The organism is Mucilaginibacter terrae (assembly GCF_031951985.1).
Taxonomy (GTDB): Bacteria; Bacteroidota; Bacteroidia; order Sphingobacteriales; family Sphingobacteriaceae; genus Mucilaginibacter; species Mucilaginibacter terrae_A.
On the sequence record NZ_JAVLVU010000001.1, the window covers coordinates 3,954,071 to 3,969,000 of the forward strand.

General features: G+C 43.0%; 9 protein-coding genes. 8 read left to right on the forward strand and 1 reads right to left on the reverse strand.

The annotated features are described in order from the left end of the window. Positions 1 to 79: 79 nt before the first annotated feature. The 4 genes from QE417_RS16915 (at position 80) to QE417_RS16930 (ending at position 7,121) form a co-directional block, all read left to right on the forward strand. The gene (locus QE417_RS16915) at positions 80 to 3,190 is read left to right on the forward strand and encodes a SusC/RagA family TonB-linked outer membrane protein (RefSeq protein ID WP_311951648.1); all 3,111 of its coding nucleotides are present in this window, start codon (positions 80 to 82) and stop codon (positions 3,188 to 3,190) included. A 32-nt stretch (positions 3,191 to 3,222) separates the two neighbouring features. Further along, entirely contained in the window at positions 3,223 to 4,851 is a 1,629-nt protein-coding gene (locus QE417_RS16920) for a RagB/SusD family nutrient uptake outer membrane protein (RefSeq protein ID WP_311951649.1), read from the forward strand. Positions 4,852 to 4,959: 108 nt separating this feature from the next. Next, positions 4,960 to 6,603 (forward strand): alpha-L-fucosidase, encoded by a 1,644-nt coding sequence (locus QE417_RS16925; protein WP_311951650.1) that lies wholly within the window; start codon positions 4,960 to 4,962, stop codon positions 6,601 to 6,603. A gap of 137 nt (positions 6,604 to 6,740) precedes the next feature. Further along, positions 6,741 to 7,121, forward strand: a complete 381-nt coding sequence (locus QE417_RS16930) for an L-rhamnose mutarotase (RefSeq protein ID WP_311951651.1) — start codon at positions 6,741 to 6,743, stop codon at positions 7,119 to 7,121. 189 nt (positions 7,122 to 7,310) lie between these two features. Here the strand turns inward: QE417_RS16930 and QE417_RS16935 are convergent, their stop codons facing one another. Continuing rightward, positions 7,311 to 8,492, reverse strand: coding sequence for a metallophosphoesterase (locus QE417_RS16935; protein WP_311951652.1), 1,182 nt, complete (start codon positions 8,490 to 8,492; stop codon positions 7,311 to 7,313). A gap of 197 nt (positions 8,493 to 8,689) precedes the next feature. Here QE417_RS16935 and QE417_RS16940 point away from each other — a divergent pair, with 197 nt between their 5' ends. The 4 genes from QE417_RS16940 to QE417_RS16955 all read left to right on the forward strand — a co-directional run bounded on the left by QE417_RS16940 (position 8,690) and on the right by QE417_RS16955 (position 14,803). After that, positions 8,690 to 9,400 carry a RibD family protein gene (locus tag QE417_RS16940; protein WP_311951653.1) on the forward strand — a complete coding sequence of 237 codons (711 nt, stop codon included), beginning with the start codon at positions 8,690 to 8,692 and terminating at the stop codon, positions 9,398 to 9,400. A gap of 83 nt (positions 9,401 to 9,483) precedes the next feature. Next, the gene (locus tag QE417_RS16945) at positions 9,484 to 11,172 is read left to right on the forward strand and encodes an RluA family pseudouridine synthase (protein WP_311951654.1); all 1,689 of its coding nucleotides are present in this window, start codon (positions 9,484 to 9,486) and stop codon (positions 11,170 to 11,172) included. 155 nt (positions 11,173 to 11,327) lie between these two features. Next, positions 11,328 to 12,650 carry a M16 family metallopeptidase gene (locus tag QE417_RS16950; protein ID WP_311951655.1) on the forward strand — a complete coding sequence of 441 codons (1,323 nt, stop codon included), beginning with the start codon at positions 11,328 to 11,330 and terminating at the stop codon, positions 12,648 to 12,650. 71 nt (positions 12,651 to 12,721) lie between these two features. Next, the gene (locus tag QE417_RS16955) at positions 12,722 to 14,803 is read left to right on the forward strand and encodes a M16 family metallopeptidase (RefSeq protein ID WP_311951656.1); all 2,082 of its coding nucleotides are present in this window, start codon (positions 12,722 to 12,724) and stop codon (positions 14,801 to 14,803) included. Positions 14,804 to 14,930: the final 127 nt, after the last annotated feature.

A 14,930-nucleotide genomic window follows, 5' to 3' on the forward strand; every position in this document is an offset into this window, starting at 1 on the left:
TCCTACTGCGCATTTAATCACCTGCAAGGTGAAGTAGGGCTTCTATGTTTATTTTTTTACAAATAAATCAACCCAATTTATGAACTTAAATTTACTAAACCTCAATATTTGGCGTAAAAAATATTTCAGGCAAAGTTTAAGCCACGCTTTTGTATTAGTGGTGGCTACAGGAACTACTTATGCTAATTCTACAAGCAATACACCTGAAACCGTTACACGTCCATCTACCTTAAATTTATCACGTGTTTTTGAAGGTCCTGTTGCCATGGCAATTAAGGTTACCGGTAAGGTAACCGATGTAAACGGACAGGGTTTACCTGGAGTAACCGTTAATGTTAAAGGAACTAATATTAGCGCCGCAACCGATAATCAGGGTAATTATGCCATTAATGTGCCTGATAGCAATAGCGTTCTTGTTTTTACCTTCATGGGTTTTTCGGCCAGCGAAATGCCTGTTAATGGCCAAACCATTATTAACGTTCAATTAAAAGAAGCTAATAAAGACCTGCAAGAGGTTGTTGTAGTGGGCTTTGGTACGCAAAAGAAAGTAAACCTTACAGGTTCTGTTGCTACAGTTAATTCGGCACAGTTAGAAAACCGCCCTATTACACAAACATCACAGGCATTATCGGGCCTTGCGCCGGGTGTGCAGGTAGTGCAGGGCAGCAGCCGCCCGGGTGCTGATGGCGCTTCTATCACTATCAGGGGTATCGGGTCTTTTGGTGCCGGCCGGTCGCCGCTGGTTTTAATTGACGGTATAGCCGGCTCTATTGACGATGTAGCGCCTGATAACATAGGCAGCATAAGTGTGTTGAAAGATGCCGCATCGGCCGCTATTTATGGTAACCGCGGTGCAAACGGCGTTATCTTAATTCAAACCAAACGTGGTAAAGCTGGTGCTACCCAAATAGCCTACAATAACTATTTTGGATGGGAAAAAGTAACCGAGTTGCCAAAATTCGTAAACTCGGCAACTTATGCGCAGCTCACAGGTGCTACTGCCGATGTGGTGGCTAAGTATGCAGCCGGTAATGATCCTGATAACTACCCCAACGTTTATCACTTAAAAGACCTGTTGAATTCAGGTTCTGGTTTTCAGCAGTACCACAACGTGAGCTTTTCGGGCGGAGAGGGTAGGCATACTTACTTGTTTTCTACCAGTTACCGTGACCTTAACGGTATTACTGCCGAAACGAGTAACAAGCGTTACGATATATTGGCCAACATAGACAGCCGTTTGACCGATAAATTAACCTTGAAGACCAGCATCACTGGCTTTGCCCGAAATGAGTATCAGCCGCAGGCAAGCTACGGAGGTATAGGGCAGATCATTGGTTACGCAGTACGCGAACCTAATACGATTGCCGGCAGGAAATCAGACGGTGCCTACGGTCACCAGGATAATTATTCGCCCGAGGGATGGTTAGATAGCCAAGGTTTTAGCAATTACAAAGCAAAAAACTTTTACGGTAACACCATGCTCACCTGGGATATATTGAAAGGGTTGAGTTTAAGCGGTACAGCCGGTTACCATTACTATAACGGTTTTGGCAGGACTTACACCGCCGATCTGCAGTTAGACAGAAACTTATATGTTGGTCCTAACAGCTTAAGTAATAATTATACAGAAGGTTATGAAGTAACCTTGAACAGTATCTTAAAATATACCCGTTCTTTTAAAGATCATAACTTTAATTTACTGTTAGTATACCAGCAGGAAGAGCATCGTGATGATAGTTTTAATGCTTCGCGCGATCGTTTTCCAAACAACCTGCTTTACCAGCTCGATCTTGGCTCAACCGCTAATCAGCAAAACGGAGGTTCGGCAAACGAATATGCTTTACAATCTTACATAGGTCGTTTAAACTACGATTATAAAGGCAAATACCTGCTTGAGTTAGATGCTAACTACAATGGTTCGTCGCGCTTTGCGCCGGGTAACCGCTTTGGTTTCTTCCCTGGTGTATCAGCCGGTTGGGTAATTTCCGAAGAATCATTTGTGAAGAACAAGCTAAACTGGATTGACCTGTTAAAGATCAGGGCTTCGCACGGTTCGTTAGGTAATGGTAACATCAGCAACTATCCTTATCAGTTTGTAATTAATACATCGCCACGTTACACTTTTGGCGGAGCATTAGTAACCGGTGCGGCCGTAACCAATGCATCAAACGCAGATATTAAGTGGGAAACTACAACCACTACCGATTTAGGCCTTGATTTTGGTTTTTGGAAAGGTAAACTTACCGGTACCATTGGTGTTTACAATCGTACAGCCAAAGACATACTTTACAACGTTCCGGTATCAAATACACTCGGACTTGGAGCGCCAACAATTAATGCGGGGTCGTTACGTAACCGCGGTCTTGAAGCTAACCTGACCTTCAATATGAAAAAGGGCGACTTCTTGTTAAGCGTGAGTCCTAATTTCTCTTACAACAAACAAAAAGTAACCGAAATTGCAGGCAACATACAACGTGTAATTCCAAACTTCTTTGTTGGCCAGCCCATGAACCCGATCTATGGTTATGTAGCTGATGGTATTTTCAGGGATGCCAGTGATGTGTCAAGTTACCCTGCACAGCCAACGCCGGGCCAGCCGGGAGTTATCCGCTTTAAAGACATCAGCGGCCCTAACGGCGTACCTGATGGTAAGGTTGATGCCACTTATGACCGTACCATTATTGGCTATAAAAACCCAACTACTTCATATGGTTTGCAAATTAACTCAGGCTACAAAGGCTTTGATTTTTCGGCCTTGTTTTCGGGCTTGGGAGGCTACACCGAGCAAATGGGCTCGTACATGGCATTTGCCTACTACAACGGGGGGAACATTCAGCAGTGGCAGGCCGATAATGCCTGGACACCGGCCAACCCCGATCCTAATGCTCAATACCCGCGTATTACAAGTTTAGGACAGGGAAGCGCAAACGTACAAACCAACTCGTTCTGGAACAGGTCTGGAACTTTCTTAAGGTTAAAAAACCTGCAGATCGGTTACACGCTTTCACCTTCACTTACCCAAAAGCTTCACTTATCTAAACTCAGAATATTTGCAGGTGGACAAAACTTGTTTAAATGGGATAAATTCTATACCGGTTGGGACCCAGAGAATATGCAAGGTTCAGGCGACCAGCCCAACTATTATCCAATTACTGCAATTTACACCTTTGGCTTTAATGTAAAACTCTAACTGATTTGATTATAGCTTAAAATGATTTAACCATGAGAGAGATATTGAATAGAAAAAGTTTGTTACTTAAAACCACAGTTGTTTTAAGTGTACTTATATCAACTACAACAGGCTGTAAAAAAGACCTGCTTGATAAACAACCACTGTCGGCCATTTCAGATGCTACATTTTGGAAAACAGCTAACGATGCTACGCTTGCGCTTAACGGTGTGTATGATACAGGTGCCGGTTATACCAATTATAATTTTTGGTCGTCGCTGGGCATGGTCAATCTTGATTTGGCAGCCGGTAACGGTTCTGAAAAAGAATCGTTACCAGATAACATCACTAACGGTGCGTTAAACACGGCAAACGGTGTTACCGGTACGTATTACAGCAGTACCTACGGACAAATAGCACGTTGCAATAATTTTTTAACCAACGTTGTGCAGGTAACAATGGATGCCAACGCCAAAAATGTAATGATTGCCGAAGTACGTGCAATTCGTGCTTATGATTATTTTAACCTGGCATTATACTTTGGCGATGTTCCATTAGTGCAAAAGTTGTTAACTACCAACGAGGCCAACAGCGTTACGCGCACTCCAAAAGCTGAGGTATGGGCATTTTGCGAAGCCGAATTGAAAGCAGCCGCGGCTGCACTACCTAACACGGTACCCACTGCACAGCAAGGACACATGACCGCTGCAAGCACGCTGGCCATATTAGGCAGGTTGCAAATGGCACAAAAGAAATGGGCTGATGCGGCTACCACTTATAAATCCATTATGGATATGGGAGCCTATAGCATTGATGCGCGCTACCGCGAATTGTTCCTTAATGCCGGCGAAAACAGTGCCGAAATTTTGCTGTCGATGCAGTATATCAGGGATACTTACAGCCATGCTTTGCTGCAGTATCTTACCCCTGAAACATGGGGCGGATGGCACCAGTTTTCACCATTCAACGAGTTGGTGAAGGAGTTTGAATGTACCGATGGCAAACCTATTACACAATCGCCTTTGTACGACAGGAACAACCCTTACAATAACCGCGACCCGCGAATGGACTTCAATATCATGATATCTGATCGCACGGTATTTAGAGGACGTACCTATTCTGCCAAGCCGGGCACCACACTGGTCGATCGTTTAGATCAGTATCCGGGAGTTTGGAGCGGTTATGCCATTTATAAGTTTTTGGAAGATGATCCTAATGTTGCCACCACTTCAAATGATGGTAATAACTTTCCTTTGATTCGTTATTCCGAAGTATTGCTGGGCTACCTGGAATCGAGACTGGAATCAGGCGCGGGGGTTGACCAGGCATTGCTTGATGCCACCATTAACAAAGTACGTGGCCGTGCAGCAGTACGTATGCCTGCCGTTACCACTTTAGATCCTACGGCTCTGCGTACCATTATCAGGAGAGAACGCCGAGTAGAATTCCCGTTTGAGGGTTTACGTTACTATGATTGCTTGCGCTGGGGAATAATAGCATCTGAAAACAGTCAGCAATTTACTGGTATGAAATTGAATAATACACCAGGCTTCCAGGTTGATGCAGATGGCTATTACATCTACAAAAAACGGAATTTTGTTGTAGGTAGAAACGAATTGTGGCCAATACCACAATCAGAGCGTGATCTGAATCCCAAACTCACGCAAAATCCGGGGTATTAATTGGTTTGCCCCAAATTGGTTTAAGTTTTTTTCGATGGCGGCAGTCTCTCATAACTGCCGCCCCGAAAAAAAATGCCTTTACTATTTAAATACGTATAATTAAGCTTTATGCAAAGAAGAACAGTTCTGAAAACCCTTACTACCGGTGCCGCTTCTCTTGGTTTATCCAAATTGCAGGGCCGGGGTATCCTCAATGGGGCTTTAGCTCCATTAGGTAATGCCGGGCGTTTTGAGCCAACCTGGTCATCGTTGGCTAATTACCAGGTGCCCGAATGGTATAAGGATGCAAAGTTTGGTATTTGGGCGCACTGGGGGCCGCAATGCCAGGCCGAATATGGCGATTGGTATGCACGTGGCATGTACCAAGAGGGAAGCGATCAGTACAAATACCATGTGCAAAAATACGGGCATCCTTCAAAGTTTGGGTTTAAAGACATTATTCATGAATGGAAGGCCGAGAACTGGAACCCCGAGGAACTGGTATCGTTATACAAAAATGCCGGTGCGCAATATTTTATGGCATTGGCTAATCACCATGATAATCTTGACCTGTATAAAAGCAAGCACCAGCCCTGGAACTCTACCAAAGTAGGTCCTAAAAAAGATATTGTAGGTTTATGGGCTAAGGCTGCTAAAAACAACAACTTGCCATTTGGGGTAAGTGTACATGCTGCGCATGCCTGGAGCTGGATGGAAACATCACAACGGGCCGATAAAAACGGGCCGTATAAAGGAATACCTTATGATGGTAAAGTAACCAAAAAAGGTGGTGCCGGCAAATGGTGGGATGGCCTTGACCCACAAGAGCTATATGCACAAAACCATCCTTTGAGTGAAAATAGCCTGGATAATGGCATGATACACCGCCAATGGAACTGGGGTAATGGCGTAGCACCGCCAACAAAAGCCTACTGCGAAAACTTTTACAAACGCACTATCGAGCTAATTGATAACTATCACCCTGAATTGATTTATTTTGATGATACTGCGCTTCCGCTGTGGCCTGTTAGCGATGCCGGTTTGCGTATTGCGGCACATTTATACAATAAGAGTATTAAAGACCACGGACATTTGAGAGCCGTAGTATTTGGAAAGATTTTAGACGAACAGCAACGCAAATGCATGGTTTGGGATATTGAACGTGGCCAAAGCAACCAGATAGAACCTTTCCCATGGCAAACCGATACCTGCATTGGAGACTGGCATTATGACCGCAGGGTTTATGATCGTAACCGCTATAAATCAGCAAAAACGGTTATCCATACACTGATCGATGTGGTAAGTAAGAACGGTAATTTTATGCTTAATATCCCGGTACGAGGCGATGGTACTATTGATGAAAAAGAACGTGCAATAGTTGAAAACATAACAGCCTGGATGAAGGTAAACAGCGAAGCCATTTACGGTACCCGGCCATGGACGGTGTTTGGCGAAGGCCCGGCTATGGAGTCTGCAGCGCCTTTGAGCGCACAAGGCTTTAATGAAGGTAAAGGAAAACCATTTACAGCACAGGATATACGCTTTACTCAAAAGGGAAGGGTATTATACGCTACTTTGTTGGGTTGGCCTGCTGATAATAAGGTTGTCATCAAAAGCCTTAATGGTAAAAACAAAGTAGAAGCTGTTGAGCTTTTAGGCAATCAAACGAAATTAAACTTTGAACAAACCAGCAATGGCCTGGCAGTACAAATGCCTGCCGTACAGCAAGGAAAGGAAGCTTTTGTTTTGAAGTTATACGGAGCAATAAGCTAATAATTGTAATTTTAGCGGGCATTGCACTTGGCATACCCCACTAATCATATTTGCATTTAAAGCGTTTTTTGTACTTAGATTACGGCCGGGCATGTTTGCCCTTAATTGAGGAGCCTTTACCGCCTAATAATTACACAATGAATAAAAATAATACAAAAAGGTACTGCCTTGCCCTTGATTTGGTAGATGATCCCAAACTTATTGAAGAGTATGAAAGATGGCACAAGGCCGAAAATTGCTGGCCGGAAATAAACGACAGTATACGTGCCTCCGGAATTATACAAATGGAAATTTACCGTACCGGTAGTCGTTTGTTTATGATTATGGAGACAGAGCATGACTTTAATTTTGATGATAAGGCCCGGCAAGATGCTGCCAACGCTGTAGTCCAGAAATGGGAAACTATGATGTCAAAATATCAACAGCCGTTACCCTGGGCTAAGGCCGGTGAAAAATGGACGTTAATGAACCTGATATATCAATTACAGCCGGTGGAGCAGCACAACGTTATTGACTAAGATACTAACTTCTGCTATTTGGATTGAATAGGGGATTAATTAATTGGCCTTTTAATCCAGAAATTATATTTCATGTGTTTGAACTTTACACAAGTTCAAACACATGAAATATTAAACTTAGGTTCACTTGCAATTCAATTTTGCCGCAGTAATTCTTTGTGGTTGATGCAGGCAATTTTCAGGTGCCTATCATCTGCTTTTTTTAAGTGTTAATACGGCAATCTCCGGCCATATGCCAATGCGGCCCTTCAAACCTAAAAACCCGAACCCCCGGTTTACATACAAATATTTGCCTTCTTGCTGGTACAGCCCCGCCCATTGCTTATATACATATCTTATAGGGCTCCATTTAAAGCCAAACAATTCAATGCCAAATTGCATACCGTGTGTATGGCCCGATAGGGTAAGGTGCATGTGTTGGTGATGGTCTACAGTCACAGCATCCCAATGTGATGGATCGTGCGACATCAGGATTTTAAAAGCATTATCAGGAACATGGATAGAAGCTTTTTTAAGATCGCCGTATTTGTGAAAGCCGCCTTTACCCCAGTTTTCAACCCCAATGAGTGAAATGCTTTGACCTTGCTTGTTAATGGTAACAGCCTCATTAAGTAACAGTCTGAAACCCATTTCGGCATGTACTTCTTTTAAGCGGTTAAGATTGGCTTGTTGTGCTGTATTGTTTTCCCATTTAATGTAGTCGCCATAATCATGGTTGCCTAAAACCGAATACTTGCCATAAGCGGCTTTCAGCCCTGCAAAGCCTGCTATCCACGGTTCCATTTCGGTGGCCATGTTGTTTACCAAATCGCCTGTAAATAATAATAAGTCACTGTTTTGGGCATTCACCAAATCCAGCCCTTTTTGCACTCCTTTGGCATCGGTAAAACTCCCCGAATGCACATCAGATAACTGGGTTATGGTAAAACCATCAAAAGCCTCGGGCAAATCGGGGAAATAAATAGTTTCCCGGCGCACCCGGTAAAAGTGGCGGCCGCGGGTTAACCCAAATGCAATAACTATTAAAAGCAGCCCCGCCAATGCCAAAGTTGCTTCGCTTACATAAATACTTCTTGGTGGAAAGCCGCGAAACAGGCGCACTGCATCTTCGGCCAGTAAAACCGGCGAAGCAAATACTTTGGGAATAAAATTGAGTAGCATAGCACCCATCAACACGGCTATCAACCGGTATGCGCTGCCTCCCGTACGTCTTACAAATATTAACGAAATAAAGCCTGCTATCAATAAAACATCTAACAGCCAGTAGGCGGTATGCAACATGCTGTTGCTGCTCAAGGTTAAAATTGCCTGGTAAAAATATACATCGGCTGCTATAAACAGCAGTAGAATTAAAGGGAGCCTTTTGGCCATATAGAGTTAGTTTTTCAAAGTAAGACGTATGAGCGACGGAAACATTTTAAAAGTTAGGTCAGCGGTTTGTAATGAATGATTAAGTTTGATATAACCGGGCTTTTTTAATCAAAATGTGTGCAATGGCTAAAGTATACAATTCAAACAAGATGGCCGTTATGCTTGTTTTCAGTTTATAATTCAAAAAACGGTTTACTATGGCAGCAAAACGCCCGTATGTGATATGCCTGATGATGACATCAGTTGACGGAAAAATACTTAGTGAAAAATGGGGTGATAGTGCGCAAGTAAAAAAGCTGGCAGGCACATTTGAAAAAATACACGAAGAAATTGGTATAGGTGCCTGGATTGTAGGCCGCACTACTATGGAAAAAGATTTTACCGAATTTGCCAAACCCGTTCTTAAAAAAGGCCATCACGAAGTGGATAAGAACGATTTTGTGGCCGATTATGGTGATACCGATACTTTTGCCATAGCCATTGACGGGCAAGGCAAATTAGGCTGGCATGAACCGCTGATGCAGGGCGACCACGTAATTACTATTTTAACCGAAGCCGTACCCGATGCCTATTTGGCGCATTTGCAGGATATTGGCGTGTCGTACATTTTTGCCGGTAAAAAAGAAGTTGATCTTAATACTGCGCTCGAAAAGCTCTACAAGCATTTTGGGATTGAGAAACTAATGTTGGAAGGCGGTGCCCATATAAACGGCAGTTTTTTAAACGAAGGTTTGGTTGACGAATTATATCAACTACTACTGCCCATTGCCGATGGTACTATCGAAACCTCGACACTTTTTGAGATAGATCCGAAAGCTAAAAAAGGCGGCGCAACCTTGCTCAAGCTGGATAATGTAAAGCATATTGAGGATGATGTGCTATGGTTAACTTATAAGGTGAAAAACTAAGCTGTTAGCAAGTGTAGAGTATATGCAGTAATACTCTCGAACAATAAGCTTATTTTTGCCTGTTGAAATAAATAGCATTGCACTTGGGGATTAACAGCCAAAACAAGATTACGTATTTTACTGCTGAGCAAATAAAGGATATAGCGCTTCCGGAGCGGTTTACCTATCCGTTTTACTATGAGCCACATCCCTTAACGCATATAGCCGCATCTGAGTTACAGCATTACCTCGAAACCCAAACCAACCTCGACCATAATTTTGGCCTCGATGCCGATATGGACGGTGCCGAGATAGGAAAAATGTTTGGCGTGCTGGTAGTGCAGGATACAGCGGGTAAAGTCGGGTACCTGTCGGCATTTTCGGGTAAATTGGCGGGGGCGAATGAGCACCCCATGTTTGTACCGCCGGTATTTGATATGCTGGTTGAAGGCAGCTTCTTTTTGCAAGGGCAGCAGGTTATTAACCACATTAATGCCCGCGTTGATGAGATTTTGGCTGATGAACATTACCGGCATTTACAGCAAGATTTAAAACTGTTCATCATTCAATCGCAGCAGGAAGTAAATTCGTTTAAAAAGCAACTAAAAGATAATAAAGCCAGTCGCAAAAAACTCCGGCAGGAGCAAATGGCTGTACTCAACGAGGCTGATTATGCAGCGTTTGAAGCCTTAATGATCAAGCAAAGTTTGCGTGATAAACATCAACTCAACGTACTTACCCAGCAATGGGATTTGCGTTTGGCCGAAGTTAAAACTGCAATGACTGCTTATGAGGATAGCATCGAGTTGCTAAAAAACGAGCGTCGCGAACGATCGGCGGCTTTACAGCAACAGCTTTTTGACCAGTACGTGTTTTTAAATAAAAACGGCAAAAGCAAAAGTTTGCATGATATATTCAGTGCTACGGTTTACCAAAAACCACCCTCGGCAGCTGGCGAATGCGCTACACCTAAGTTGTTGCAATATGCTTTTATTAATGGTTACCAGCCATTAGCCATGGCCGAGTTTTGGTGGGGAGCCGCACCAAAATCTGACATACGGCAGCATAAACAATTTTACCCGGCCTGTACCGGCAAATGCAAACCTATATTGGGGCACATGCTGCAAGGTATGCAGGTAGATGAAAACCCGCTATTGCAAAACCCCGGGGAAAGTACTAAGCTTGATATTATTTATGATGATGAGTTTTTTGTAGTAGTTAATAAACCTGCCGAGTTGCGTTCTGTACCTGGTGTAAATATTGCCGATTCTGTTTATACCAGGCTTAAAGCCATACTTAACGGCACCGAACCGCTAATGGTGCACCGCTTAGATATGGGAACATCGGGTTTGTTGGTAGTAGCCAAAACTCCCGAAGCACATAAAAATATACAAAGGCAGTTTTTAAAACGTACGGTAAGTAAGCGTTATACGGCGCTGCTGTCAAAAGCGCTCACGCAAACAGAGGGCGAAATTGACCTGCCTTTACGACCTGATTTATACAACCGCCCACGGCAGCTGGTTTGTTTAGAGAATGGCAAAAAAAGTGTTACCCGCTGGATGGTAATTCAGGTAACCGAAAGTACTACCAAAATTCACTTTTGGCCGCTTACCGGTCGCACTCATCAACTGCGTATGCATGCCGCTCACGAAATGGGGCTCAACGCGCCCATCATAGGCGACGATCTGTACGGCACACCGGCAAAAAGATTATATCTCCATGCCGCCTACCTCGAATTTGTGCATCCGCACACCAGGCAAAAAGTAAGCTTTGAGGTGACCGAAGATTTTTAGTTTGGAAAGCTATTAATGTTGCATTTTCAAATACCCCTAATAATATATAGCAGAGTATTAGCCAGTTCCTAAAATATCCGTGTTGTCAAAGTAACAAATCAGGGTTTCAGGTATCTAATAAATCAGTTATATTCAGCAAAAATTAATTTAATCAAATGTTAAAACCCAAACAAATTTTGTGTGGAGCGGTGGCCTTGTTTTTAGGGCATCAATCCATAGCGCAAAAAGTAGAATTTACAGAATATGATATGCCCAACGGCCTTCATGTTGTATTGCACCAAGATCGTACCGCGCCGGTGGTTGCGGTTAGTGTAATGTACCACGTAGGTTCTAAAAACGAAGTGGTAGGACGTACAGGTTTTGCGCACTTTTTTGAGCACCTGTTATTTGAAGGAACGGATAACATTAAGCGTGGCGAGTTCATGAAAATAGTATCGGCCAATGGTGGTCAAAACAATGCCAATACCTCGCAAGACCGTACTTTTTATTACGAAGTATTCCCATCGAACCAGTTTAAGTTGGGTTTGTGGTTAGAAAGCGAGCGCATGCTGCACCCGGTAATTAACGATATTGGTGTTAAAACTCAAAATGAAGTAGTTAAAGAAGAGAAACGCATGCGCGTTGATAACCAGCCTTATGGTAACCTGGTAGCATCCATCTTTAAAAATTTATTCCCTAAGCACCCTTATAACTGGGCCCCAATTGGCTCCATGGCCGATTTGGATGCTGCTAAACTGAGCGAATTCCAGGCGTTCTTTAAAAAGTTTTATGTGCCTAACAATGCCGTGTTGTCTATTTCGGGCGATATTGATTTAACAGAAGCTAAAAAACTGGTTAACGATTACTTTGCCGAAGTACCCAAAGGTGCGCCGGTTGTGTATACTAAAGTTGAGGAAGAGCCTATCAAACAACAAATGATCGATACCGCTTATGATGCCAACATTCAGTTACCTATGATTACCACTACCTACCGCGTACCGGGTATGGATAATAAAGATTCAAAGGTGATGGAAATGATCTCGAGCATATTATCACAAGGCGGAAGCTCGAAGCTGTACAAAAAAATGGTTGACGAGAAAAAAGAAGCTTTACAGGTAGGTTCGTTCAACTACGCTTTAGAAGATTATGGTGCTTACATTACCTATGCACTGCCTAATGGTAACGTGCCGTTAAATACCCTGCTTAAGGATATTGACGAAGAAGTGGTAAAACTGCAAACCAATTTAATTAGCGAAGAAGATTATCGCAAAATACAAAACCAGTTTGAGAACAGCTACATAGCCGCAAATTCAAAAAACCTTGGCGTGGCCGAAAACCTGGCATCAGGCTATACTTTCCATCATAAAAATACAGGTTACACCAACCAGGAATTAGAGCAAATACGCAGCATTACCCGCGAGGATATTAAAAACGCCGCGGTTAAGTACCTGCAGCCATCATCGCGCCTGGTGTTATATTATTTACCGGCTAAAAAATAATTGCAAGCCATAGTTATAGCCAAATATATCAAGCCTGGTAAAACAGGCGCACAAAAAAGACTTTACAATACATGAAAAAAATATTTATTACACTTACCGCAGCGTGTTTGCTCCAAACCGTTTACGCGCAGGTAGACCGTAACCGCCTGCCTGCTCCAGGCCCTGCACCGGTTATATCAATTAAAGACCCTGTTACTTATAAACTGCCTAACGGTATTACCTTACTGGTTGTTGAAGACCATAAATTACCGCAGGTTTCGGCCAGTTTTTACGTGGATGCAGGTCCGGTTTTCGAAGGCAAAAAAGCGGGCGTGTATAGCCTGATGGGCCAGATGTTAAACGAAGGCACCACTGTTTTAACCAAAGCTCAGTTTGACGAAGCTGTTGATAAATTAGGTGCCGATGTAAACCTTTCGGCATCGGGCGGTAATGTGAATGCATTAACCCGTTATTTCCCTGAAGCATTTGCATTAATGAGCCAGGCTATTCAAAAACCGGCTTTTAAAAACGAGTCATTTGAGAAACTGCGTTCGCAAACCTTAACCGGTATTAAAAGCAACGAGCGTAACGTAAAAGCAGTTTCGGGCCAGGTAGTAAAAGCCTTATTATATGGTAAAAAAAGCCCAATGGGCGAGTTTGTTACCGAAGAAACGGTTAAAGGCTTAACCCTTGCCGATATTAAGGCTACCTACGCTAAATACATCACACCGTCAAGATCATACTTAACCATTATTGGTGATATTAAACCTGCTGATGCTAAAAAGTTAGTAGACAAAGCATTTTTAAACTGGAAAGGTGCTCCGCTTACTTTACCGGTATTAGCCAATGCCGCTAACCCTGTAAAAACCGAGGTTGATGTAATTGATATGCCTAACGCTGTGCAATCAGAAATTACGGTTACCAACCTCATCAACCTTAAAATGAGCGACCCTGATTTCTTTGCTGTAAAACTGGCAAACGTAATTTTAGGTGGTGGTTCTGAAGCATACCTGTTTAAATCGTTACGCGAGAAACGTGGCTTCACTTATGGAGCTTATTCACAAGTAGGTAGCGGCAGGTTCCAAACTTCGTTTAGCGCAACTGCTGCAGTGCGTACCGCAAAAACAGATAGCGCTATTAACGAGTTTGTAACCCAGATTAACCGCATGCGTAATGAGCCGGTTACTGCCGAGGATTTGAAAAATGCAAAAGCCATGTACAACGGATCATTTGCATTAGGTATGGAAGATGCCTCAAACACGGCATCTTATGCACGCAATATTTTAATTAATGGTTTGCCAAAAGATTATTACCGCACTTACCTGCAAAAACTTAATGCAGTAACAGCGGCCGATGTTCAGCGTGTGGCTAAAAAGTATTTCAATACCGGTAACACCCGTGTAATTGTGGTTGGTAATGCCTCGCAGTTTATGGACGGCGTTAAAAAATTGCCTTACCCGGTTAAAATGTACGACCGTAACGCCGACCCTGTGGTTGAAGGTGCAGCTGCACCTGTACTGGCAGGTATAAAAGCTTCTACCGTATTTAGTGATTACATTACGGCATCAGGCGGTGCTGCCGAGCTTAAAAAGATCAAAACTATCACGATTACCAGCAGTATGCAAATGCAGGGCATGCCATTAAGCGTTCAGCAAAAGTACATGGCTCCAAACTGGGAAATGATGACCTTGTCGATGAATGGCAACGTGGTTGTAAAAAGCGCTTTTAACGGTACTGTTGGTTACCAAACACAAATGGGTAACAAAACCGAAATGACCGCTGCCGAAATTAAAGATAAAAACGCCATTACAGGCTTATTTGAGCAGTTAGATTACCTGAGCAACCCCGCTTTTAAATCAGAAGTAAAGGGTGTTGAAAAAATTAACGGAGCTAATGCTTACAAAGTAGCCATTACATCGCCAACCGGTAAAATCAGTACCGAATACTACGATGTAACCAGCAAATTGTTGGTACGTAAAGAATCAACCGAGACAAAAGGCACAGCCACCACCCAAACCACTACCGATTTAGGTAGCTACAAAAAAGTAGGTGCTATAATGTTCCCGTTTGCGCAAACCTTAACCATTAGCGCAGGTGGCCAGCAACAGGTTTTAGAGATGAAAGTAAGTGACGTTAAGTTTAATGAAGGCGTAACCGCCGAAGATTTTAAATAAGAAGTTCTTGCTTAATAATTAGCAAAGCGGCTGTTCAGTAATTGAGCAGCCGCTTTTTTGTTGTCAGCCATTATTGTTTAGAACGGGGTATTTGTATCACCTTTTGCTCATATTTCCTTTTACCATG